Annotated in this window: 19 protein-coding genes; 5 read left to right on the top strand and 14 right to left on the bottom strand. The window is 69.6% G+C overall.

What is annotated here, in order from left to right:
* The first annotated feature begins 20 nt into the window (after nt 1-20).
* Nucleotides 21-1,055, top strand: a complete 1,035-nt coding sequence (locus tag ROJ8625_RS15150; RefSeq protein ID WP_085792730.1) for a threonine aldolase family protein — start codon at nt 21-23, stop codon at nt 1,053-1,055.
* A 42-nt stretch (nt 1,056-1,097) separates the two neighbouring features.
* Here ROJ8625_RS15150 and hspQ read toward each other — a convergent pair whose 3' ends face one another.
* Nucleotides 1,098-1,424, bottom strand: a complete 327-nt coding sequence (gene hspQ / locus ROJ8625_RS15145) for a heat shock protein HspQ (RefSeq protein WP_085792729.1) — start codon at nt 1,422-1,424, stop codon at nt 1,098-1,100.
* A gap of 274 nt (nt 1,425-1,698) precedes the next feature.
* Here hspQ and ROJ8625_RS15140 point away from each other — a divergent pair, with 274 nt between their 5' ends.
* Entirely contained in the window at nt 1,699-2,292 is a 594-nt protein-coding gene (locus ROJ8625_RS15140; RefSeq protein ID WP_085792728.1) for a transglycosylase SLT domain-containing protein, read from the top strand.
* A 197-nt stretch (nt 2,293-2,489) separates the two neighbouring features.
* Here the strand turns inward: ROJ8625_RS15140 and ROJ8625_RS15135 are convergent, their stop codons facing one another.
* The 6 genes from ROJ8625_RS15135 to ROJ8625_RS15110 all read right to left on the bottom strand — a co-directional run bounded on the left by ROJ8625_RS15135 (nt 2,490) and on the right by ROJ8625_RS15110 (nt 9,812).
* Nucleotides 2,490-3,089, bottom strand: coding sequence for a LolA family protein (locus ROJ8625_RS15135; RefSeq protein WP_085792727.1), 600 nt, complete (start codon nt 3,087-3,089; stop codon nt 2,490-2,492).
* A gap of 62 nt (nt 3,090-3,151) precedes the next feature.
* Nucleotides 3,152-3,784: an exopolysaccharide biosynthesis protein gene (locus tag ROJ8625_RS15130; protein ID WP_085792726.1), complete on the bottom strand. Its 633-nt coding sequence runs from the start codon at nt 3,782-3,784 to the stop codon at nt 3,152-3,154.
* Nucleotides 3,785-3,933: 149 nt separating this feature from the next.
* On the bottom strand, nt 3,934-7,116 hold the full coding sequence (locus ROJ8625_RS15125) for a DNA translocase FtsK (protein WP_085792725.1): 3,183 nt from the start codon (nt 7,114-7,116) through the stop codon (nt 3,934-3,936).
* 42 nt (nt 7,117-7,158) lie between these two features.
* Complete coding sequence (locus ROJ8625_RS15120; RefSeq protein ID WP_085792724.1) at nt 7,159-8,337, bottom strand: aminotransferase class I/II-fold pyridoxal phosphate-dependent enzyme; 1,179 nt, start codon at nt 8,335-8,337, stop codon at nt 7,159-7,161.
* A 203-nt stretch (nt 8,338-8,540) separates the two neighbouring features.
* Nucleotides 8,541-9,230, bottom strand: coding sequence for a DsbA family protein (locus ROJ8625_RS15115; protein WP_085792723.1), 690 nt, complete (start codon nt 9,228-9,230; stop codon nt 8,541-8,543).
* Between the two features lie 69 nt (nt 9,231-9,299).
* Entirely contained in the window at nt 9,300-9,812 is a 513-nt protein-coding gene (locus tag ROJ8625_RS15110) for a DUF721 domain-containing protein (RefSeq protein ID WP_085792722.1), read from the bottom strand.
* 87 nt (nt 9,813-9,899) lie between these two features.
* On the opposite strand from ROJ8625_RS15110, the gene ROJ8625_RS15105 reads away from it, so the two are divergent.
* The 3 genes from ROJ8625_RS15105 to ROJ8625_RS15095 all read left to right on the top strand — a co-directional run bounded on the left by ROJ8625_RS15105 (nt 9,900) and on the right by ROJ8625_RS15095 (nt 12,962).
* Complete coding sequence (locus ROJ8625_RS15105; RefSeq protein ID WP_085792721.1) at nt 9,900-10,967, top strand: A/G-specific adenine glycosylase; 1,068 nt, start codon at nt 9,900-9,902, stop codon at nt 10,965-10,967.
* A 259-nt stretch (nt 10,968-11,226) separates the two neighbouring features.
* Entirely contained in the window at nt 11,227-11,826 is a 600-nt protein-coding gene (locus tag ROJ8625_RS15100) for a hypothetical protein (protein ID WP_085792720.1), read from the top strand.
* A complete protein-coding gene (locus ROJ8625_RS15095) occupies nt 11,826-12,962 on the top strand; it encodes a cache domain-containing protein (RefSeq protein WP_085792719.1) in 1,137 nt (378 codons plus the stop codon). The genes ROJ8625_RS15100 and ROJ8625_RS15095 overlap by 1 nt, the downstream gene beginning before the upstream one ends.
* On the opposite strand, the gene ROJ8625_RS15090 is transcribed toward ROJ8625_RS15095, so the two are convergent.
* The 7 genes from ROJ8625_RS15090 to ROJ8625_RS15060 form a co-directional block, all read right to left on the bottom strand.
* Nucleotides 12,943-14,925 carry a glycosyltransferase gene (locus tag ROJ8625_RS15090; protein ID WP_085792718.1) on the bottom strand — a complete coding sequence of 661 codons (1,983 nt, stop codon included), beginning with the start codon at nt 14,923-14,925 and terminating at the stop codon, nt 12,943-12,945. The genes ROJ8625_RS15095 and ROJ8625_RS15090 overlap by 20 nt on opposite strands.
* Before the next feature lies 1 nt (nt 14,926).
* Nucleotides 14,927-16,099 (bottom strand): HlyD family secretion protein, encoded by a 1,173-nt coding sequence (locus tag ROJ8625_RS15085; RefSeq protein WP_085792717.1) that lies wholly within the window; start codon nt 16,097-16,099, stop codon nt 14,927-14,929.
* A 99-nt stretch (nt 16,100-16,198) separates the two neighbouring features.
* Nucleotides 16,199-17,230 (bottom strand): glycosyl hydrolase family 8, encoded by a 1,032-nt coding sequence (locus ROJ8625_RS15080; protein ID WP_234984281.1) that lies wholly within the window; start codon nt 17,228-17,230, stop codon nt 16,199-16,201.
* A gap of 107 nt (nt 17,231-17,337) precedes the next feature.
* Nucleotides 17,338-18,045: a DUF4386 domain-containing protein gene (locus ROJ8625_RS15075; RefSeq protein ID WP_085792836.1), complete on the bottom strand. Its 708-nt coding sequence runs from the start codon at nt 18,043-18,045 to the stop codon at nt 17,338-17,340.
* A 142-nt stretch (nt 18,046-18,187) separates the two neighbouring features.
* A complete protein-coding gene (locus ROJ8625_RS15070) occupies nt 18,188-19,195 on the bottom strand; it encodes an AraC family transcriptional regulator (RefSeq protein WP_159456779.1) in 1,008 nt (335 codons plus the stop codon).
* A 112-nt stretch (nt 19,196-19,307) separates the two neighbouring features.
* Nucleotides 19,308-20,834, bottom strand: coding sequence for a cryptochrome/photolyase family protein (locus ROJ8625_RS15065; protein ID WP_200813320.1), 1,527 nt, complete (start codon nt 20,832-20,834; stop codon nt 19,308-19,310).
* Complete coding sequence (locus ROJ8625_RS15060) at nt 20,831-21,496, bottom strand: SDR family NAD(P)-dependent oxidoreductase (RefSeq protein ID WP_085792834.1); 666 nt, start codon at nt 21,494-21,496, stop codon at nt 20,831-20,833. Before ROJ8625_RS15060 ends, ROJ8625_RS15065 begins: the two co-directional genes overlap by 4 nt.
* Between the last annotated feature and the right edge of the window lie 123 nt (nt 21,497-21,619).

Genomic DNA, 21,619 nt, shown 5'->3' with positions numbered 1-21,619 from the left:
AACTCTCCAGGAACCAGGTCATGAACTTCACCTCCGACAATGCCGGCCCGGCGCATCCGTCCGTCCTCGAAGCGATGGGGCGCGCGAATGACGGCCATGTCGCCGGCTATGGCGCCGACGCTCTCAGCGGTCGCGTGCGCGACCGGATCCGCGATCTTTTCGAGGCGCCGGAGGCGGCGGTCGAACTGGTCGCTACCGGCACCGCCGCCAACAGCCTCGCGCTGGCGACGCTCTGCCAGCCGTTCCAGACGGTCTTCTGTTCGCCGGTCGCGCACATCCACGAAGACGAGTGCAACGCGCCCGAATTCTACATGGGCGGCGGCAAGCTGACGCTCGTGCCGGGCGACGACGTCATGACCCCCGACGCCCTGCGCGCGGCGATCGAGGCGGAGGGGACCCGCGGCGTCCACGGCGCGCAGCGCGGCCCGGTCTCGATCACCCAGATCACCGAGCGCGGCAACCTCTACCCGCTCGAGCGGATCCGCCAGCTCTGCGGCGTCGCCCGCGATTTCGACCTGCCGGTCCATCTCGACGGCGCCCGCTTCGCCAACGCGGCGGTCGCGCTCAACGCCAGCCCGGCAGAGATGACGTGGAAGGCCGGTGTCGACGTCGCCGTCTTCGGCGGGACCAAGAACGGCCTCATGGGGGTCGAGGCGGTGATCTTCTTCGATCCCGAAGCCCATTGGGAATTCGAACTCCGGCGCAAGCGCGGCGGGCACCTGTTCTCCAAGTTCCGCTACCTCGCCGCGCAGATGGACGCCTATCTCGAGGGCGACCTGTGGCGCCGGCTCGCCACCGATGCCAATGCGCGCGCCGCCGAGATGGTCGCCGGGCTCGACGGCGTGGCGACGCTCCGCAACGCCCCGCGCGGCAATATGATCTTCGCCGAGCTGCCCCGGCCGGTGCACACCGCGCTGCGCGACGCCGGCGCGCACTACTATGTCTGGGAGGGGGACGAGCACGGCACCGACCCGGTCACCGCGCGCCTCGTTTGCGGGTGGTCGACGCCGCCCGAGGATGTCGCCCGCTTCGTCGAGGTCGCGCGCGCGGCCTGACGCGGTCACACATGACGTGGCGCGACAGCGCCACGGATCGGCTCAGTTCATCTGGAAGTGCAACTCGTAGGATCCGTCCTGGAACGCGCCGAACAGGTCGGCGATGTCGGGATGATCCACGGGCTCACCCGAGTAGTCCGCGACGAGGTTCTGCTCGGACACGTAGGCGACGTAAAAGCTCTGATCGTTCTCCGCCAGCAGGTGATAGAACGGCTGCTCCTTGGCCGGCCGACTGTCCTCCGGAATGGATTCATACCATTCCTCGGTATTGGCAAACTCGGGATCTACGTCGAAGACAACGCCCCGGAAGGGGTGCTTGCGGTGACGGACCACCTGGCCCAAATTGTATTTGGCGCGTTGTGTCTGCATGGCTGGCCTTTCTGACGCCGAGACTAGCCGGTTTCTCAACGATTTGTCCAACTTCTCGCCCCAAAAATGCCGGAAACACTCCGTCGACCCGCCTCCGACAGTCAGCGATATAGCGTGTGAGCCGGCGATGTCGTGCCCGTGGCCCGGAATTGCAAGCCCGCGGGCCGTGGCGCGGCGAATTGTGATTTCACCGCTGCGCGAGTTTCGCTAAACTGCCGGCACCACCGGGCGCAGATCCGGATCGACAGAACCGAGCAGTCAGAGCGAGAGGCAGATGAGGCACTTCCTTCGGGGTCCCCTGCGCGCCATGGTCGTCGTCCTGCTTGCGGCGTCCTGCGGCGGCGGCGGTTACAACTCCCCCCCGCGCAACCTCGACGACGCCTGCGCGCTCGTCCGCGAACGGCCGGAATATTTCCGTGCCTTCAAGCGGACCGAGCGCAAGTGGGGTGTGCCCGTGCACGTCCAGATGGCGACCATTCACCAGGAATCGAAGTTCGACGGCGATGCGCGCACGCCGTTCCGCTACTCGCTGGGCGTGATCCCGATCGGCCGGCAGAGCTCGGCCTTCGGCTACTCGCAGGCGCTCGACGGCACCTGGGAGGAATACCAGGACGGCCACGGCGGCCGCCGAACCCGGCGCGACCGGATCGACGATGCCACCGATTTCATGGGCTGGTACATGCGCCAGACCCGCGACAGTCTCGGTATCCCCCTCACCGACGCGCGCAACCAGTACCTCGCCTATCACGAGGGGCGCACCGGCTACGCGCGCGGCTCATACAATCAGAAGGCATGGCTCGTGCGGGTCGCCGACAAGGTCGACCAGCGCTCGCGCATGTACCAGGCCCAGCTGGTGCGCTGCCGCTGACATCCGGTCGCTGCGCCGGCCTCCCGGCGCGCCGCACCCGAAGGTCTCAACCACCCCGTTCCGGGGCCCGCACGGCCCCGGCCATGATCTTCTTCTTGGCGAAAATACTCCGGGGAGCGCGAGGGGCCGCGCCCCTCGCTCCGCCGGCCGCCGCCGGGCGCCCGCGCCGGGTCCGGCGTCCGCCGACGCTCGCAGGCTCAGTCGCGGCGCGCGATCTCGCCGCGGATGTTGAACTTGCCCGACGCGATCTGCGTCTGGCTCAGCCCGCCGAGAACGACCGTGGTCTGCGTGCCGTCGCCATCGGTGATGACCCACTGGCGCAGCTCGACCGGATTGCCGGTGAACTTCATCTGGATGGAGCCGTATTGCGGGTTGCGCGGGTCCTGCGCGGTGACGGTCGTCGCGGTCCCGTCGTAGCCGTGCTGCGTGACCATGCCGGCCTGCCCGAGATTGACGTTCCGCGCGAGGATGATCGACAGCGGGGTCTGGCTGAGCGGATAGGTTTCCGGCGCGGCGTTCACCTTGCGGTCGAAGATGACCACTGTGCCGTTGTTGGCGATGACGAGCGCCTCCTCGGGCGGCGCGTATTCGAAGCGCACCTTGCCGGGGCGCTGCAGGTAGATCGTGCCGGTGGAGATGGTTCCATCGGCGTTGACCTGCGTGAACGGGCTCGTCGCCGAGGTGATCGAGTTCAGGTAGTTCGAAACCTGCGACAGCGACAGCTGTTGCGCCGAGGCCGGCAGGGCGGTGGCGACGGCAAGGACGAGCGTCGCGAGGAGGACGGGAATGGCCCGCATGTGGTGTCTCCGTGTTCTGGGTCCGCGCACAGATCTGACATGACGCGCGCGGCTAAGCGATATCAGCTGGATAAAAGCAGCCACGGACCGCCGATCAACCCGGCGGCCGAGGCGATGAACGCCAGGACCATCACGACACCGTCGCGCATCGTGATCGCGAGGCCGAAGAGCGCGATCGCGCTCATCGGCAGGACCGCCGCGAACGGCACGACCTCGAGCGGCGGCACCACGAGGCAGAGCGCGATGATCGCGAGCGCCGCGGCCCGGCGCGCGGCGTCGGACGTCAGCGGCACGAGGCGGCGCCCGAATCGCCGGTCCATCCATCGCGCGGCCGGACGCATCCACCCGACCCCACGGGCGAGGTGATCGCCGCGCACCTGACGCGTCGACAGCGCGCGCGGCAGCCACAACCGCCGCCGGCCGCTCAGCATCTGCGCCGCCACCATCGCCATCACCGCTGCCATGAGCGTCGGCACGGTCGGGATGCCGCCGAACGGGCTGATGACGAGGAGCGCGAGTGCGAGGAAGACGGGGCCGAAGCCGCGTTCGCCTATGGCGTCGAGCACATCGCCAAGCGGGACGTGCCGGCGCGTGCCCTCGTCGATGCGGTCCGACAGACGGTCGAGCACGGCCTGGACGGCGCGCCGCTGCGGCGGTGCGGCGGCATCCGCCCGATCTCGGTTCCGTGCTTCCATGTCACGGCAACGCGAGGTCGGGAATGCGGTTCCCCGGCAGGGGAGGGGGCCCTTGGGCCGCCGCGCGGGACGGCCCATCGCGGCGACCACGGTCCTGGCACGGCAGGCGGGGCGCGCGCCCGGCGCTCCGGCGCCCCGAGCCGCCGGGATCAGTGCTGTTCCGGCACCAGGATCTCGCGCTTGCCGACATGGTTGGCCGACGACACGACGCCCTCGTCCTCCATCTGCTCAACGAGGCGCGCGGCCTTGTTGTAGCCGATGCCGAGCTTTCGCTGGATGTAGGAGGTCGAACACTTGCGGTCCTTGATGACGATCGCCACGGCCTGGTCGTAGAGCGCATCCTCTCCGCCGGTATTGCCGCCGGTGTTGAGCCCGAGCACCTGGTCGATGTTGTCGGCCTTCTCCTCGTCCGGCCCCTCGACGACGCCGCCGACATAGTCGGGCGGACCGTAGGCCTTGAGATGGTTGACCACCTCCTCGACCTCCTCGTCCGAGCAGAACGGCCCGTGACAGCGGGTGATCTTCGCCCCGCCGGCCATGTAGAGCATGTCACCCATGCCGAGGAGCTGTTCGGCGCCCATCTCGCCCAGGATGGTGCGGCTGTCGATCTTCGAGGTCACCTGGAAGGAGATCCGGGTCGGGAAGTTCGCCTTGATCGTGCCGGTGATGACGTCGACCGACGGGCGCTGCGTGGCCATGATGAGGTGAATGCCCGAGGCGCGCGCCATCTGCGCAAGCCGCTGGATGCAGGCCTCGATCTCCTTGCCCGCGACCATCATCAGGTCGGCCATCTCGTCGACGATGACGACGATGTAAGGCATCTTCTTGGGCTCGATTTCCTCGGTCTCGAAGACCGGATCGCCGGTCTCGTCGTCGAACCCGGTCTGGACCGTGCGCGAGAACATCTCGCCCTTCTTCTGCGCCTCGGCCACGCGGCCGTTGTAGCCGTCGATATTGCGCACGCCCATCTTGGACATCTTGCGGTAGCGGTCCTCCATCTCGCCCACGACCCACTTGAGCGCGACCACCGCCTTCTTCGGGTCCGTCACCACGGGGCTGAGCAGATGCGGGATTCCGTCGTAGACGCTCAGTTCGAGCATCTTGGGATCGATCATCACCAGGCGCAGTTCTTCGGGCGTGAGCTTGTAGAGCAGCGACAGGATCATCGTGTTGATCGCCACCGACTTTCCCGAGCCCGTGGTGCCCGCAATCAGCAGGTGCGGCATCTTGGCGAGGTTGGCGACCATCGGGTCGCCGCCGATATCCTTGCCCAGCGCCAGCGGCAGCTTGGCGTTGCCGTCGCCGTATTCGCGGCTCGACAGGATCTCTCGAAACGACACCATCTCGCGGTTGTCGTTGGGCAGTTCGATGCCGATGACCGACCGGCCCGGCACCGTCGACACCCGCGCCGAGAGCGCCGACATCGACCGCGCGATGTCGTCGGCAAGGCCGATCACCCGGCTGGCCTTCAGACCCGGCGCCGGCTCCAGTTCGTACATCGTCACGACCGGGCCCGGCCGCACCGACACGATTTCGCCCTTCACGCCGTAATCGTCGAGCACGCTTTCCAGCATGCGCGCGTTCTCTTCCAGCGCCTCGTCGGACAGGTGATGACGCTGGATACGGTCCGGGCTCATCAGCAGCGACAGGGGCGGCAGGTCGAATTCGGGTGCCGGCGTCTCGTCGAAGGCAAGGCGCGGCTGCGCCTCTTCCTGCGCGCGACGCGAGGGCTGGACCGGTTTCGGCGCGGCCTGCTGCACGACCTTGCGCGGCGCCGCAGGAGCCGGGCGCGACGGCGCGTCGAACGCCGCCAGATCGGCCTCGCTGTCGTCGTCCGCCTCGAAGGCCGGCACCGCGGGCTCCGCCGGGCGCGGGGCGCCGGTCTTGCGCGCCGGGCCGCTCGTGGCCGCCGGCGCCTCGTCCGGTGCGGGAACCGACCATGTCTCCTCGGCATCCTCCGGCATGTCGACGTGGATCCCGCCGGGCTTCGGCGCGTAAGCGTCCTGCGCCGGCGAGTGCGCGACGGTCGCGACACGGCGCGGCGCATCCTGCGCGGGGGCCGTCAGCGGCGGCTCGCGCCGCTCGTTCCGACCATGCTCCGCGGTCAGCGGCGGCTCCGTCCGCATGGCGTTGCGCGGCGCGAGGTTGGCGATCAGCGGGTCCGGCCGGCGGCCGCGCCCTTTGGTGAGCGGCGCCTCGGCGGCGATGCGTGCCTCGGGAGTCTGGCGCAGACGGGCGCGGATCGCGTCCGAGATCTTGGCGCGCACGCGATCTTCTTCGGGCGCGAGATCCGCATCATCGATGTCGGGACCGGCGCTGTCGTAGAGTTCCGCCTCGGGCAGCGGATCGGTCCGCCGCAGCAGGCCGGGCATGCGCGAGAGCAATCCGCCGCGGTCCTCGGGCTCTGCCGTGAACGCGGGCTCGTCCCGCCGGCCGAGCAGCGGCATGCGGCTCAGCAGGCCGCCGCGCGCCGGAGCCGGATCGTCCTCGTACTCCGCGTCGTCGTCTTCCCACAGCGGCTCGTCCGCGACGAGCGGCGGCGACCGCCGCACGCGCGAGACGCCGGCACTCGCATGGGCCTGGGTCTCCGCCCAGACCGCGTTTTCCTCGGCCTCGCGGCGGCGCTGCTCACGGCGATCGGCGTGTGCGGCGCGGAGCGCGCGCGCACTGCGCGCCGCGCCGGCAGCTCCGAGCCCGGTCACGCGCGCCAGAGTGGCGTAGCCCATGATGATTGCAACGAGGCTCGTCCGAATCGCGGACGTCATCTCGGCCCGGGTAAGGCCCATGACGAAAGCGCCGAGCGCCACGCTGCCCAACCCGCAGAGCAGCGTTGCGGCCTTGAGGCTCAGCCCCGGGCCGAACGGCAGAAAGCCCATCAGCGAGCCCATCGCGACGTCGCCCAGGAGCCCGCCAAGGCCGAAGGAATGCGTCCACTCCGGCCCGGCGTTCAGACCGGCGGCATAGACCGCGGCCAGCGCCCACCAGATCGGCACGAAGATTAGCCGGCCGAGCGCACGCTCCTCGCCGCGATGCAACACGAACCGCAGACCCCAGGCCATGAGCGCCAGCGGAAGCACCCAGTTGCCTGCGCCGAAGATCATGAAGAGCGGCGCGGCCACGGCGGCGCCCGCCGGTCCCATCCAGTTCTGTACCGGCGCGTCGGTCGCGGACATCCACGACGGATCGTCCGGCACGTAGCTGCCGAAGGTCGCAGCCGCCATCAGGCCCACGACGATAAGCGCAAGCCCCAGCAATTCCTTGCCGCGCCGCTCCAGCGCATTCGCCATGTCGGTGTCGAAGAGGGGGTCCCGTCCCCGTGCCTGATATGCCATGCCTCGCCTCTTGTTCGGTCTTCTGTCGTGGTCCGCGGCCATTCAGGGAAAGAGCGTCGCGCGCAGGCGCGCCAATCCGTCGGCCGTCTCCTCGCGCGGCGCCACCAGCGCCACGCGGATGTACTTGCTGCCGGGATTCCCGGTCTCGGTGTCGCGCGACAGGTAGGCGCCGGGCAGAACCCGCACGCCCGTCTCCTGCCAGAGCCGCAGAGCCGCCGCCTCGCCGTCCTCGACCGGCAGCCAGAGAAAGAACCCCGCCTGCGGCGCGCGATAGCCGGGCACGTCGCCCAGGATGCGGTCGGCGTCGTCGTATTTCTCGGCATAGAGGCGACGATTCTCCGTCACATGGGACTCGTCTGCCCAGAGCGCGGCCGCCGCGTGCTGCAGCGGCAGCGGCAACGGCGCGCCGGCATAGTTCCGCAGTTGCCGGATCCGGCCGATGCAGTCCGGCCCGCCCGCCACGAAGCCCGAGCGCAGACCCGGCACGTTCGACCGCTTGGACAGCGAATGGAAGACGACGACCCTTTCGGGATCCGCGCCCATTTCGGCCGCGACCTCGAGCACGCCGGTCGGGGCCGCGTCGCGCCAGATCTCGGAATAGCATTCGTCCGCCAGGATGCGGAACTCATGCCGCTCGGCCAGCGCGATCAGCGTGCGCCAGTAGTCGCGATCCGCGACCGCGCCCTGCGGATTGGCCGGCGAGCAGACGTAGGCCAGCGCCGTACGGTCGAGGATGTCGGCCGGCAGGCCCGCGTAATCCGGCAGGTGGCCGGTGTCCTCCGTCGCGTTCACGAAGACCGGCTCCGCCCCCACCGACAACGCCGCCACGGCATAGACCTGGTAGAACGGGTTGGGCGACAGCACCACCGGCCGTGCGCCGCGCTTGCTTTCCGGGCAGAGCGCCATCGCCGCGTTGTAGAGACCTTCGCGCGTCCCGTTCAGCGCCATGACCTGCCGGTCGGGATCGAGCCTCACGCCGTAGCGACGGCTCACCCAGTCGGCGATCGCGCCCAGAAGCTCCGTCGCGCCCTCGTTCGGCGGGTAGCGTCCGAATCCCTCGGCGTTGTCGGTGATGACGTCGGTGATCCAGTCCGGGAACGCATGCTTCGGCTCGCCGATGGTCATGTGAACCACCGGCCCACCGGGGGCATGCGCGTCGAGAAGCCCGCGCAGGCGCGGGAACGCGTAAGCCGGCAGGGTTGAAAACCGCTCGGGAAACATTGCTCGGACTGCCTCGGGTCGCGGGGTCGTTGTCGCCCCGTCGTTATCGCCGAAGATAGAAGATCGGGGGCCGCGCAGTCCAGCGCGACGGTGCCTCGATGCCACGATGTGACCGATAAGCCGCAGCGCTCAGGCGAAAAAATCTGGCGTGTGACACGCCAGACGCGAAGGCGGCGCCGGGCCGGCGCCGCCCCGAGCGCGTATCACTCCGCCGACGCGAGCTTCTCGTCGAGGATCTCCGAGAAGTCGGCATAGGTCATGTTGGAGTACTTCTCGCCGTCGATGATGAACGACGGGGTCGAGGTGATGTCGTCCTCGGTCGCGTTCTCCTGGTACCAGCCGACCAGCGAGCGCAGCTTGTCGCCGTCGTTCATGCAGGCCTCGAGCTCCTCGCCCTCGATCCCGGCAAGCCGGCCGATCTTGCGCAGCTCGTCGGCGATCGCGGATTCGGATCCGGCGCGCGCCCAGTCCGACTGCGACTCGTAGAGCATGTCGGTGATCCCGAAGAAACGCTCGGTGTCGGTGTTGCACCGCGCGATCGCCGAGGCCCAGATGCCGTACTTGTCGAAGTAGACCTCGCGCATCGTGAACTTGATCCGCCCGGTGTCGATGTAGTTCTCCTTGAGCTCGTCGAAGACCTGCTCGTGGAAACTCGCGCAGTGCGGGCAGGTGAACGACGCGTATTCGATCACCTCGACCGGCGCGTCGGCCGACCCGAGCGTCATCTCCTCGATCTCGACGCTCTCGCCCTCCTGCGCCGCCGCGGCTCCGGGCAGCACCGGCGCCGAGGCGCCGCGCTCTGCGGTCCAGCTCGTGCCGGCGCCGCTCAGCGCCCAGAACCCGCCGCCGACAAGAACCGCGGCCAGCGCCGCGGGAAGGATGATGCGTGTCATGTGGGTCTCGTCTCCTTGATGAACGTCCGGGGGGCGGTCCCCCGTGATCAGTGAAACGGCCGGGGCGGGTCAGCTCCGCCGCGGCCGCGTGGCGTAGTGGTTGCGCGCCAGCCGTTCGAGCGCGGCGCGCAGCGATCCGTCGGAAATCCCCTCCGCGGTTTCCGCCGCGGCGGCCCGCGCCGCGGGGTCGTCGGGCGGCGCGGCAGGGGCACGCGGGCGATGCGCGAAATCCGCCTGCCCGTCGGCGAACCCCGTGGCTGCCGTCTGGGTGATGCGGATGCGCGCGATGGCGTTGTAGCCGTAGACCGCGTTCACCCGCTCGCGCAGCCGCTCCTTTTCCATCTCCAGAAGCGGCGCGTTCGCGCCCGTCGTCAGAAGGGTCAGGCAGGCTCCGAGGCCGCCGCGACCGTAACTGATCTCGACCGGGCGCGACAGCGCCGCGAGCCGCGGCCCGGCGATCTCGGCCCAGTGCGTCAAGAGACGCGCCTGCGCGAAGCCGCGGCTTTCCGACGCCTTGCGGATCCGCCCCTCGAGAAGCGATCCCGTCCGGGCGAAACCGCGGGTGGTGGATCTGCGACCCATGCTTGCATCCCTCCGTCACCTTTCATTCTAGTGGCTCACGCGTCGGGCACCAGCCCGGAGCGTTCACCGATCAAGGGATCGTCAGCTTTGCGTGACTCCGCCGCCCCCGCCGCGCTGCAATCCGCGCTGCTCGACTGGTACGACGCCGAGGCCCGGGACCTGCCCTGGCGCGTCGGGCCGGCCGCCCGCGCCGCCGGCGAGCGGCCCGATCCCTATGCCGTCTGGCTGTCCGAAATCATGCTGCAGCAGACGACGGTGGCCGCGGTAAAACCCTATTTCGACGCGTTCACCCGGCGCTGGCCGGACGTCGGCGCATTGGCCGCGGCCAGGGATGCCGACGTCATGGCCGCCTGGGCCGGGCTCGGCTACTACGCCCGGGCGCGCAACCTCCTCAAATGCGCGCGCGTCGTGGCCGCCGAGCACGACGGCCGCTTCCCGGCCGATCACGCCGCCCTGCTCGCACTGCCGGGAATCGGGCCATACACCGCCGCCGCGATCGCGGCGATCGCCTTCGACATCCCCGCCCCCGTGGTCGACGGCAACGTGGAGCGGGTGATGGCCCGGCTCTTCGACGAGCACACCCCCCTGCCCGCGGCCAAGCCGGTGCTCACGGCGCACGCCGCCGCGCTCACCCCGGCGGCCCGTCCGGGCTGCCATGCGCAGGCGGTGATGGATCTCGGCGCCACCATCTGCACGCCGAGGTCGCCGGCCTGCGGGCTCTGCCCGTGGCGGCCCGCCTGCGCGGCGTGGCACGCCGGCACGCAGCGCGAGCTGCCCAAGAAGACGCCGAAGACCGCCAAGCCGGTCCGCCACGGCGTCGCCTACCTCGCGCGGCGCGTCGATGGCGCATGGCTGCTCGAGACCCGGCCGGAGCGCGGCCTGCTCGGCGGCATGCTCGGCTGGCCCGGCACCGATTGGGTCGCGCTCGACGCCGCGCCCGGAGACACACCGCCGATCCGCGCCGAATGGCACACGCTGCCCGAGGAGGCGCGCCACACCTTCACGCATTTCCACCTGCGCCTGACCCTGCGCACCGCGCTGGTGCCGATGGACCGCGCCCCGGATCGCGGCCGGTTCGTCCCGCCCGAGGCGTTTCGCCCCGCGGACCTGCCGACGCTGATGCGCAAGGCCTTCGACCTCGCGCGCCCGCGCTGACCGGCACCTCACGGGCGCCTGTGCTCCGGCCGCCGGCCCACCTGCCCCTTCTTCTTGGTCCAAATACTCCGGGGAGCGCGAGGGGCCGGCCCCTCGCTCCGACGCGGGCCACCCCGCGCCCCGGCCGGCACCCCTCGACCCCCAGTTGCAAAAGCGCGCCGGTCATGCATCTTTTTACCGACACCCGGTCCGCGGCGCTTTCGCGCCCCGAGAGCGCGGGCCATCGTCGGGAAAACAGGACAGGACCCAGACCTTGCGTATGCTCCGATCCATGACCGTGGGCATCGGCCCCGCGGCGCTCGGCCTTCTTCTCGGGCTGGCGCCGGTGGCGCCCGGCGCGCTTGCCGACGGCAGCTTTCTTCAGGTCGACCTTTCGTCATCGGCCGCCGATGCGGTCGGCACCGTGACCCGGGGCCGGCTAAGCTTCGGCGCGAACCACAACGATTACGACGGCGGTGCGGTGACCGGCCTCAGCCTGACGCATGCCTTTCCGCTGGGCGACGCGGCGACCCTGAAGCTCGGACCCGCGCTCAGCGTGGTGCGTGACGACGATGATGGCTTCGAATCGCCCCGGGCCGGGGTGAAGGCCAGCCTCGACCGCTACACGGCGACCGCGTTCGGATCGCTCTACCTGCTGGGCGAGGTCAACACGATCGACAGCGGGTGGTTCGCGCTGGTCCAGACCGGCCTCGGCAGCGGCGGATTCTCGGTCGAGCTGTCGCGTGGCGGCAGCGACACCTACGACGAGGCGACGCTGGCGGTGAACCAGCGTCTCGGCGCCGGCCCGATGAACCTGCGCGCCGGCTGGCGTTTCATCGCCGAAGAAGCCTTCGTCGGCGTCTCGGTGAACACGTTCTGATGGCGGTTCGGGAGCACGACCGGCGCCGCGCCGATCCCAGGTCGATCCTGCCGCGGCTGTCTCTGGCCGCGGCGGTCTACATCTTCGTTGTGGCGAGCGCCGTCGCGGTGCTGGCCGGCGCTGCGCTGCTGTTCGTCGCGCGCTCCGACCGGCTGCTCGATTCGGCGCTGGACAGCGCGGTCCGGCTGCGCTCCGAAGCGGCGGCGGAAACCTATGCGCGGCTCCTCCACGGCGACTGGCTCGACCTCGAGCAGCTGGCGCAGGACATTCCCACGACCTCGCGCGACGGCATCCGGGGGCTGATGGACGGCATCCAGGGTGACGGCCAGCGGTTGTCCTGGGTCGGCTATGCCGGCACCGACGGCACCGTGCTCGCCGCCTCCGACGGGCTTCTCGAGGGCGAGGACGTGAGCGGGCGCGACTGGTTCCGCAACGGTCTGCGCGGCGGGTTCGCCGGCGACGTGCACGAAGCGCTCCTGCTCGCGCGACGGCTGCCCGAGCGGCAGGTGGACGGCCCGCTGCGGCTTCTCGACCTGTCGCGCCCGGTGCGCGACGCCGAGGGCGACGTGACCGGCGTGGTCGGCATGCATATCGATTTCGGCTGGGCCGAGCGGGCGCTCGCGGAGACCGCGCGCACGCTCGGGATCGACGCCTTCCTCCTGAACGCGAACGGCGACGTGATCGTCGCCTCGGACGGCGGCCGCCCGTCGGCCGACGCGCTTGAGATCCTGCGCACCGCGCGATCCGGCGCGATGACGGCGGGCCGCGAGGCGTGGCCCGACGGGCAGGACTACTTCGCGACGCTGGTGCCGAGCGTCGGCTACGGCGACCTGCCAAGCTTCGGCTGGCGGCTGGTGGGCCGCATCCCGGCGGACGCGTTCCGGCCCGGGATGGCCGACCTGCGCGGAACCGCTGTCGTAGCGGGCATCGGGCTCGTCGCCATTCTGGGCATGGCGACCGCAATCTTCGTCCTGGTCTTCGTTCGGCCGATCGGCGCGCTGGGCGAGATCTCCGACCGGATCGCCGATGGCGACATCGTCTATCCTCCCGAATACGGCGGCACGCGCGAGGCGGCGCGGATCTCGGGGGCGCTGGCGCGCCTGCAGGACCGCCGCGTCAGCGACCGCCGGAGCTGAACGACAGCCGACGCGCCAGGTCCGACACCATCGCCGAGAGCCGGACGTTGCCGACCCCCGGCGCGGCGCCGTCGGCGTAGAAGCGGACGAACAGCGCCTCGCGCTGCACCGCATCGGGTAGAAGTTGCACCCGCGCGCCGTCGCGCGTTTCCGAGATGACGTAGGCCTCGACCGGACCGACATCGGCGATCTCGAGCGTGCCGCGCGTCTCGGCCGGGTAGCGTCGGCCGCGGATCCGGGCGGTATCGGCGGTCATCGACGTCAGCCAGACCTCGTGCACGGCAGCGCCTTCGTCGAAGCGCGCGCGCTCCGGCGCGTCGGCGACGTGACGTTCGCGCCGTGGCAACTCGATGCAGGCGATCACCGTGACGCTCAGCACGATCAGATTGTAGATCGTCCAGAACAGCACGACCCACTTGCCGTCGCCGGCATCGCTGTAGGCGAACCGGTCCGAGAAGATGCCGAGGATCAGTCCGCCGATCGTCAGCGAGAGGAGCACCGCGAACGGTGCCATCATGCGCCACTGCACGACGATGCGGGACCGGTCCCCGCCCTTCGCGGTCACGGAGAACGGGTGCCCCTTGGGTTTCAGAAGGCCCACGATCGCGGCGCGACTGATCGGGATCGCCCCGATAAGCTGGCTGACATCGTGCAGGATCGGCAGGATCATCAGCGGCGCCATCAGGTTCATGACGATCTGCGCCCACAGGTAGTAGGTCGCGAAATAGATCAGCACCTCGTCGAGCGGCGCATCCACGACGATCACGTTGAAGTACCAGTAGAGCAGCGGGAACACGACGACCGCGAGGCGGAAGATGAAGCTCGGCAGCCAGTAGAACACCGAATCGATCACGCTCCAGCGGTCGCGCAGGCGCAGGGCGTTGCGGCGGAACGGGCCGAGCGGCGAGCGCGCGATCTGCATGAGGCCGAGGCACCAGCGCGCGCGCTGGGTGACGTATTCCTTGAGCCCCTCGGGGGCGAGGCCCTCGGTCAGCGGCTCGTTGAGATAAGCTGTCTGGTAGCCGTGCGACTGCATCGTCAGCGAAAGCAGGAAATCCTCGGTCACGCTGTCGGTCGACATTCCGCCGATCTCGATCAGCGCGGAATACCGCGCGACCGACGACGTGCCGCAGCAGATGGCGATGCCCCACCCGTCGCGCGACGCCTGCATATGATCGAAGAAGAACCGTTGCTCGTCGGGATAGGACCGAGTCAGCCCGAGGTTGTTCTGCAGCGGATCGGCGTTGAAGAAGTGCTGCGGAGTCTGGACGAGACCGATGCTCGGGTCGTGGAACAGCGCGAGCGAGCGCGAGATGAAGCCCCGGTGCGGCACGAAATCGGCATCGAGCACGGCGACGAAATCGGGCGGCACGGCATCCTCGGCAAGCCGCTCGAGCGCGTGATTGATGTTGCCGGCCTTCGATCCCTTGTTGTCGGGACGCCGCATGTAGCGCACGTCCTGCGCCGCGCAGTAGTCGCGCAGCCAGTCGCGGCGTCCGTCGTCGAGGACGATGACCTCCTTGTTGGCGTGGCGCAGCGATTTCGCACCGATGATGGTGCGTTCCAGCACCTCCATCTCTTCGTTGTAGGTGGCGATCAGGATCGCGACGCGCGGCTCGTGGGCGCCCCACCAGCCGGCATGCGCGTCCGCGTCCGGGCTGCGGTCGCGGCGGCGCATCATCAGCACGCAGGCACTCAGAGAGCCGGCAAGCGCCAGCATCTCCAGCACGAAGAGCGTGCCGCTGGCGATGAAATCGATGGTGAGCCCGACCGGGGCGAGCGTTTCGGTCGCCCGCCAGAACGCGTAGCGCAGCGCCATGAAGATCGTGATGCCGTAGAGCACCACGCGGTGCGACGCCCGATTGCGGTCTGCGACGAAGGGCAGGAGCAGCCCGATGCCGGCGACCAGCAGAACCTGTATGTACGCGGCCCCGAGCTGTCCGAGATGCGGGAAAGCCGTCATGTCAGTTCAGAAAGCCCCGGATCCCGTCCAGCGGCCGCCGGTCGAAGAATGCGCGGCCGGTGCGGCCGATGGCACAGCCAAGCTCGGCATCGGCGTTCAGGGCCGGCACCAGCAACGCCACGTCGTAGCGCTCCAGGTGCCGCTGCGACGGCGCCACGGCGATGTTGCGATAGACCGTCTCGGCGCCGCTACCGGCGAGGCGCGCGATCGTCGCGTCGAACACGCGGCCGTCGCCCTGCATCCGGAACGAGGCCGGCTGCCCGATCCGCAGCGTGTTGTAGATCCGCTCGGTCACCGACAGCGTCACGAAGGTCGAGTCGCAATCGACCAGACGCAGGATCGGATCGCCCCTCTGCACGGTCACGCCGTCGGCCTGCAGAACCTCCCAGTAGCGGCCGTTGACCGGCGCAGTGATGTCGCCGCCGCCCAGCCGGGTCACCCTCACCTGCTCGCGCTGGACCCTCTGATCGAGCGTCGCGAGCCGCGCCTCGGCGCGCGCGCGATCGACCTCGAGACCGGCGAGCTGGCTCTGGAGTTCGACGGCACGCTGTTCGGCGTTCGGCGCGTCGTTGTAGCCGTCCCCGAGGAACACGCCCTGTTCGGCGGCGCGCACCGCGATCTCCAGAACCTCGACCCGCTCGCGCGCGTGGTCGATCGCGAGATCCGACCGCAGCGGGGCAAACGGGATGCGCGCGGCGTCGGTGTCGAAGCCATCGATGATCTCCTGCGTCTCCGCGTCCGGGACGCCGCCCGCCTCCAGGATCCCGAGCCGGGCGCGCGCATGGTCGAGCCGGGTCCGCAGCTCCGCGAGCCGCTCCTCGCGGTAGGTTTTCGTGCGGTCCAGCAACGCGGCCCGGATCGCGCGCACCTCCTCGATCATCGACGCGGCATGCGCGATTTCGGCTTCGGCGAACGAACGCTCCATCTTCAGGTCGTTCAGGCGCACGGTGTCGACCAGCGTGTCGGTCACCGAAGCGACGCTTTCGCCCGCTGTCACGAGTGATCCGAGCGCGCGCTCCGGCAGCGCAAGATCGCCTGCGACATCCGAGCGCACGGTCGTCACGCGCGCATTGACCACCGCGTTCGCGCTCGCCCCGGACATCTGTTCGCCCACGATGATCCAAAGCGCGACAGCCACTACGACGAGCCCGGTGAGGAGCCTGAAAACTTTCATGAATCCTGCCTCGAGTTGCTTCTTCTGAAACACCGGCACCCTACGACACACGAATACATGCATCCAAGGTTCGCGTTCTGATAGACACGGAAATTGGCGCTATTGTGTCGAGGCGCAGGACGCACCCTCGCGCGTGGCCACTCCGGCCAGCATGTGCAGGACGGCGGCGTAATACGGCCCCTCGATCGACCGCCGCCCCGGTGCGTTGACCTCGCCGCAGGCCACGAGGCGCGCCAGAGCAAGGTATCCCGGTAGATCGCTTTCGGCCACAGGAACGCCGCGCGCATCGCGCGCGACGACGATGGCGCCCCCTGCCCCGTCGGGCGCGAGCCGCGCCTGCGCCATACGGACCGCCGGATGATCGCGACGCCCCGACCATACGAGGTAGAGGGAGATCCGCAGCGCGTCGTAGGCCGAGCGCAGGTCGTGGCCGGTCGGTTCGGCAAAGCCGTCGGCCGTCACGTCGATCCAGTCGGGCATCATGTCGCGCGCCGCGAGTTCGGACAGGCAGGTTTCGCCGTGATCGGCCGCCCGCATCAGCCGATCGTTGCCCGCCGCCTCCGCCAGTTCCCGCAGCGCGCGCGGCATGATGTAAGACGGGTTGAACAGCACCCGGCGGTCGGTGGCGAAGGCTTCCGCACCCGGGCGCAGGATCAGCTCCTCCCCGGCGCGCGGATCCGGCCAGAGACAGCTCACCGACAGATCCGCCACGATCGCCGCGACATCGCCGGCGGCGACCTCCCACCCGGAATCCCGCCGCGCCCGAAGCAGCGCCCAGGCGCGGAAGAGATCGCCGTCCGTCGCGTTGTGCCAATCGTCGCCCACGACGCCAGCACCGGGCGTCCAGCGCCACGCCATCAGCGCGTCTTCGCGGACCAGGAGATGCGCGCGGGTCCACTCCTCGATCCGGCCAAAGGCGGCGCGGTCCCCTGCCGCCTGCGCAAGGAGCAGCGCGTAGGCCTGGCCTTCGGAATGGCTGATCCCGCCCTGTTCGGCATCCACGACGCGGCCGTCGTCCCGAAGGAACCGCGCCTTCCACATCGTCCATGCGTCGGCGACCTCGGCCGCACCGGGGGCGACACCTGCGAGGGCGCTCGCCCCGAGACCCTGCAGCACGATCCGTCTGTCCACGCGTTCGATCCTTTCCGCCGCGGCGCGCCTCGGCCGCACGGCAAACAGGACACGTCATGCCTGCGCCGCGTGCAAGGCCGCTTGCGGCCCCCGGCCATGCGCGCCGATCACGATATCTCGGCAGCCGGCGCAGAGCGGCGCGCGAACAACAACGCGAGGCAGAAGGCGCTCTCGGCGAGAACCGGCACGGCGTAGGCGGGCATGAAAAACGGCAGCATCTCCGGCGCACCGAACCGCAGACCGCTCCCGATCAGGTAGACGGCGCCGGCCGCGCCGAGCGCGACGCCCAGCCAACGCGGGAACAATTCCGAGTGCCAGATCAGCACCGCGGTCAGCAGGCTGTTGATCCCGAAGAATACGAGGCCGAGGTCGTAGCCGTGCGCATGCAGGTTCAGGAACAGCGCCGCGAGCCCGGCGCGCTGGTCCGGCGCAAGCCCCGCGATGTCCTGACCCGCGGCGACAACAAGCCAGGCCGCCTGCATGTTGAGGAGGTTGGCCGCAATCAGCCCTGCCTGCATCAACCGGAACACCATCGCCGCGCGCGCCAGACCGGGCGCGGCGTGCCGGAAGATCTCGAACAGCAGAAGCGCCAGTGCGACATCCGCGGCGGCCATCACGAGGTCCGCGACAATGGCGAGCCGAAAGGTTGCCGGCGCCCCGAGGATCGCCGCGGCGGTCGCGCCTGCATCGGCGAAATCGATCAGCGGGGCGCGCAGGCCGACCTCGGCCCCGATGCCACAGACGATGATCGTCAGGTAAAGAAGACCGGCCCATCGCAGGACCGCGATCTGGGGAAAATCTGTCTCGGCACGCATGAGGATCTCCTTTTCGGTGCAAAGAGTGTCGCGCCGTCCGGTCGATCCGCGACCCGGCGCCTCTGCCATTCGTCTATGCCGGATGCCGTTCGCCGCCTTGGCCGAGTCCGCCACTGGCTTGGCGCGCGCCGCCAATCGCCGCTCAGGCGTGCCGCCGCGCCTGCCGGAAGCGGGCGGGCGTCTGCCCGGTCCAGCTCTTGAAGGCACGGCTGAAGGTGCTCTGCTCGGCAAAGCCGGTGCAGAACGCGACCTCTGCGATCGTGCCGTCCCCTTCGGCCAGAAGCCGCTCGGCCATCTCGCGGCGCGTCTCGCGCACCAGCGCCGGGTAGCTCGCGCGCTCGTCCGCCAGCCGCCGCGACAGGCTACGCTCACTCAGGCCCAGTGCGCGCGCCATGTCGGCCGCGGGGGGGACGCCGCCGCTCAGCGAACGTGCGAGCCGGACCCGAACCCGCGCCGTGATCGTGTCGACCGTCCGATGCCGGTCGAGCGCGGCGGCGAGTTCGCCCGCGAAATAGTCGGACATCGCCGCATCGCCCAACCGCGTTTCGCGATCCAGCACCCCCGGTCCGAAGCGAATCGCGTCGGGTCCGCCGCCCAGGCGGACGGGACATCCGAAGAAACGCTCGAGCGGCGGCAACGGCCCGCCCGGATCGTGCCGCAACGTCACCTCGGCAAAGGCGATGTTCGATCCGGCGCACTGCCGCATCGCCGTGGCAAAGCCGGTCAGCGCGCAGGCGTTCCGCACGGCCAGGGCCGGATGCATCCGGGTGAGCGTCTCGATCCGGAACACGCCGCCCCCGGCCTCCGGCTGGAGCCGGTAGGCCACCGTGTCGGTCATCAGCAGGAAATACCGCGCCGCCCGCTCCAGCGCGGCCCGCAGTGTCGGCGCCGATTTCATGGCGAGTCCGAGCACCCCGAGATCGTCGATGCGAAGGCGCTTGCCATAGTCGATCGCCAGGACCACGGGATCGCCGTGCTTTTCCGCCACGCGCGCGATCAGGTCGAAGTATGTCTCGTCGGGCACGCGCCCGTCGCGCGCGGGAACGCGCGCCACGACAGCCGCACCATCACGCACCCGCCCGTCCGGATCGAGCCTGAAGCCCGCCGCCGCGACGAGGGTTCGCGCGAAGATCTCGGTGACCGTGCCCATGCGGACTTCATAGCACGGCGACCGCGGGTCGCACGCCCTGCGGCTCTCGCATCGGCCCATGAACGATCGCGCTGCCCCGCGTGAAACGCACCACCGGCGGCTCGCGCCCGGATCAGACCGTCTCGCCCTTCGACAGCCGGTCGAGGAACGCCTCGGCCTCCGCGATCACCGTCTCGCGCCGATCCGGCTTCATCCGGTCCCAGGTCGCGTACATCTGGGCCATGCGCGGGTTCTTCTCGAACCGGTCTCGGTGGCGGTCCATGAAATGCCAGTAGAGCAGGTTGAACGGGCACGCGCCCTCGCCGGTTTTCGTCTTCACCGCGTAATGGCAGCTGCCGCAGTAGTCCGACATCCGGTCGATGTAGCTGCCCGACGAGACATACGGCTTCGACGCGATCACCCCGCCGTCGGCGAACTGGCTCATGCCGATCGTGTTGGGTGCCGTGACCCATTCATACGCGTCGACATAGACGCGCATGTACCAATCCTCGACCTCCGCCGGGTCGATGCCGCACAACAGCGCGAAGTTGCCGGTGACCATCAGCCGCTGGATGTGATGGGCGTAGGCTTCCTCGCGGGTCTGCGCCACGACCTTCGACAGGCACCGCATCTTCGTTTCCGCTCCCCAGTAGAGCGGCGGCAACCCGCGCTGGTGATTGAGCCCGTTGCGGCGGGGATAGTCCGGGCCCTCGTGGAAATAGATGCCGCGCATGTACTCGCGCCAGCCGATCACCTGCCGGATGAATCCCTCGACCGCGTTCAGCGGCGCCGCGCCCTCGCGCCAGGCGGTCTCGACCGCATCGCAGACCTCGCGCGGGTCGAGCAGACCAAGGTTGATATAGGCCGAGATGACGCCGTGATAGAGAAACTTCTCGTCGTCCACCATCGCGTCCTGGTAGTCGCCGAACGACGGCAGCGCATGCTTGACGAAATGCGTCAGCGCGCGCCGCGCCTGGGCCTGGTCAGTGGCGTACCAGAACGGCCGGACGTCGCCGAACCAGTTGCCGAACCGGGCCTCGACCAGCTCCAGCACCGCCTCGACCTCGGCGTCGGGCGTGAACTGCATCGGACCGCCGAAGGCGATGTCGTCCGGCGCGGGCTTGCGGTTGTCGTGATCGAAGTTCCACTGTCCGCCCGCGGGCGCGTCGCCCTCCATCAGGTAGCCGGTCTTCTTGCGCTGCTCGCGGTAGAAGTACTCCATACGCAGTGTCTTGCGCCCCTTCGCCCAGCGCTCGAACTCCTCGTGGCTGGCGATGAAACGGTCGTCGGCGTGCTGCGTGCACCTGAGCGGCATGTCCGACAAGGCCTCGATCAGCCGCCATTCGCCGGGCTCGGTGGCGATCACCTCTCGCGCGCCCGTCTCCTCGGCCCGGCGCAGGAGTTCGCCCGGGATCGACCCGGCATTGTCGGTATCGTCAAGCTCGGCGTAGCGCACGTCCCAACCCTCCGAGCGCAGCCGCACGGCGAACTTGCGCATCGCCGCGAAGATCAGCGCGATCTTCTTCGGATGATGCTGGACGTAATTCGCCTCTTCGGCGACCTCGGCCATCACCACGACGTCCCGGTCCTTGTCCGCCGCGCGAAGCGCCGACAGCTCCGGCGACAGCTGGTCACCCAGCACGAGAACGAGCCGGCTCACCAGGGGATCTCCTTGAAGGCGTAGTCGAAGAAGCGACCGGTGTGATCGGCCGTCAGCCCCTCCATGACATCGACGAGCCGACGCGCCGCGGTGCCGGCGTCCACGGTCGGATGGCTGTCGGCGTACTTCTCGGTGAACGCGGTCTCGACCGTGCCGGGATGCAGCGCCACGCAGGCGAGGTGCCGGTGCGACCGGCCGAACTCGATCGCCGCGCTGCGGATCACCTGGTTCACCGCTGCCTTGGCCGTGCGGTACGAATACCACCCGCCGATCGCGTTGTCGCCGATCGAGCCGACCCGGGCCGACAGGGTCGCCATCACCGCCGGTGACGCGCGCGGCACTAGCCGGATCGCGTGTTTCAGAACGAGCGCGGGGCCGATCGCATTGAGCCGCAGCTGCGCCAGCATCGCCTCGGGCTCCAGCCGCTTGATCGTCTTCTCGGGCGCCGCTCCGTCGATCTCCAATGCGCCGGTCGCGCAGAACACGAGGTCGAACGGTCCCTCGAGCGCCGAGAGATGCCGCTCCACCGAGGCGTCGTCGGTGACGTCGAGCCCGTCGGACGACCGCGACAGCCCGGTGACCTCTACGCCGCGCCGCGACAGCTCCGCCGAAACGGCCGATCCGATCCCGCCCGAGGCGCCGATGATGAGTGCTCTGTCCATGGCGCCCGAGCTAGCGGCGGCGCCCGCGCGTTCAAGCGCGGCCATGGCGCGCCCCTGCCCTTGTGCCGCGCGCCCTCAGCGGCCCGCTCCGATCCCGCCGCGGCGCGTGGCGCGCCGGCCCCT

The organism is Roseivivax jejudonensis, from assembly GCF_900172265.1.
Classification (GTDB): domain Bacteria; phylum Pseudomonadota; class Alphaproteobacteria; order Rhodobacterales; family Rhodobacteraceae; genus Roseivivax; species Roseivivax jejudonensis.
The sequence above is the reverse complement of the archived record's forward strand: the minus strand, read 5'-3'. Positions and strand labels throughout refer to the sequence as shown.

What these genes read in the sequence shown, in the direction of transcription:
- ROJ8625_RS15150 (WP_085792730.1), top strand. Translation starts at nt 21, where the DNA reads ATGAACTTCACCTCCGACAATGCCGGCCCGGCGCATCCGTCCGTCCTC.
- hspQ (WP_085792729.1), bottom strand. Translation starts at nt 1,424, where the DNA reads ATGCAGACACAACGCGCCAAATACAATTTGGGCCAGGTGGTCCGTCAC.
- ROJ8625_RS15140 (WP_085792728.1), top strand. Translation starts at nt 1,699, where the DNA reads ATGAGGCACTTCCTTCGGGGTCCCCTGCGCGCCATGGTCGTCGTCCTG.
- ROJ8625_RS15135 (WP_085792727.1), bottom strand. Translation starts at nt 3,089, where the DNA reads ATGCGGGCCATTCCCGTCCTCCTCGCGACGCTCGTCCTTGCCGTCGCC.
- ROJ8625_RS15130 (WP_085792726.1), bottom strand. Translation starts at nt 3,784, where the DNA reads ATGGAAGCACGGAACCGAGATCGGGCGGATGCCGCCGCACCGCCGCAG.
- ROJ8625_RS15125 (WP_085792725.1), bottom strand. Translation starts at nt 7,116, where the DNA reads ATGGCATATCAGGCACGGGGACGGGACCCCCTCTTCGACACCGACATG.
- ROJ8625_RS15120 (WP_085792724.1), bottom strand. Translation starts at nt 8,337, where the DNA reads ATGTTTCCCGAGCGGTTTTCAACCCTGCCGGCTTACGCGTTCCCGCGC.
- ROJ8625_RS15115 (WP_085792723.1), bottom strand. Translation starts at nt 9,230, where the DNA reads ATGACACGCATCATCCTTCCCGCGGCGCTGGCCGCGGTTCTTGTCGGC.
- ROJ8625_RS15110 (WP_085792722.1), bottom strand. Translation starts at nt 9,812, where the DNA reads ATGGGTCGCAGATCCACCACCCGCGGTTTCGCCCGGACGGGATCGCTT.
- ROJ8625_RS15100 (WP_085792720.1), top strand. Translation starts at nt 11,227, where the DNA reads ATGCTCCGATCCATGACCGTGGGCATCGGCCCCGCGGCGCTCGGCCTT.
- ROJ8625_RS15095 (WP_085792719.1), top strand. Translation starts at nt 11,826, where the DNA reads ATGGCGGTTCGGGAGCACGACCGGCGCCGCGCCGATCCCAGGTCGATC.
- ROJ8625_RS15090 (WP_085792718.1), bottom strand. Translation starts at nt 14,925, where the DNA reads ATGACGGCTTTCCCGCATCTCGGACAGCTCGGGGCCGCGTACATACAG.
- ROJ8625_RS15085 (WP_085792717.1), bottom strand. Translation starts at nt 16,099, where the DNA reads ATGAAAGTTTTCAGGCTCCTCACCGGGCTCGTCGTAGTGGCTGTCGCG.
- ROJ8625_RS15075 (WP_085792836.1), bottom strand. Translation starts at nt 18,045, where the DNA reads ATGCGTGCCGAGACAGATTTTCCCCAGATCGCGGTCCTGCGATGGGCC.
- ROJ8625_RS15070 (WP_159456779.1), bottom strand. Translation starts at nt 19,195, where the DNA reads ATGGGCACGGTCACCGAGATCTTCGCGCGAACCCTCGTCGCGGCGGCG.
- ROJ8625_RS15060 (WP_085792834.1), bottom strand. Translation starts at nt 21,496, where the DNA reads ATGGACAGAGCACTCATCATCGGCGCCTCGGGCGGGATCGGATCGGCC.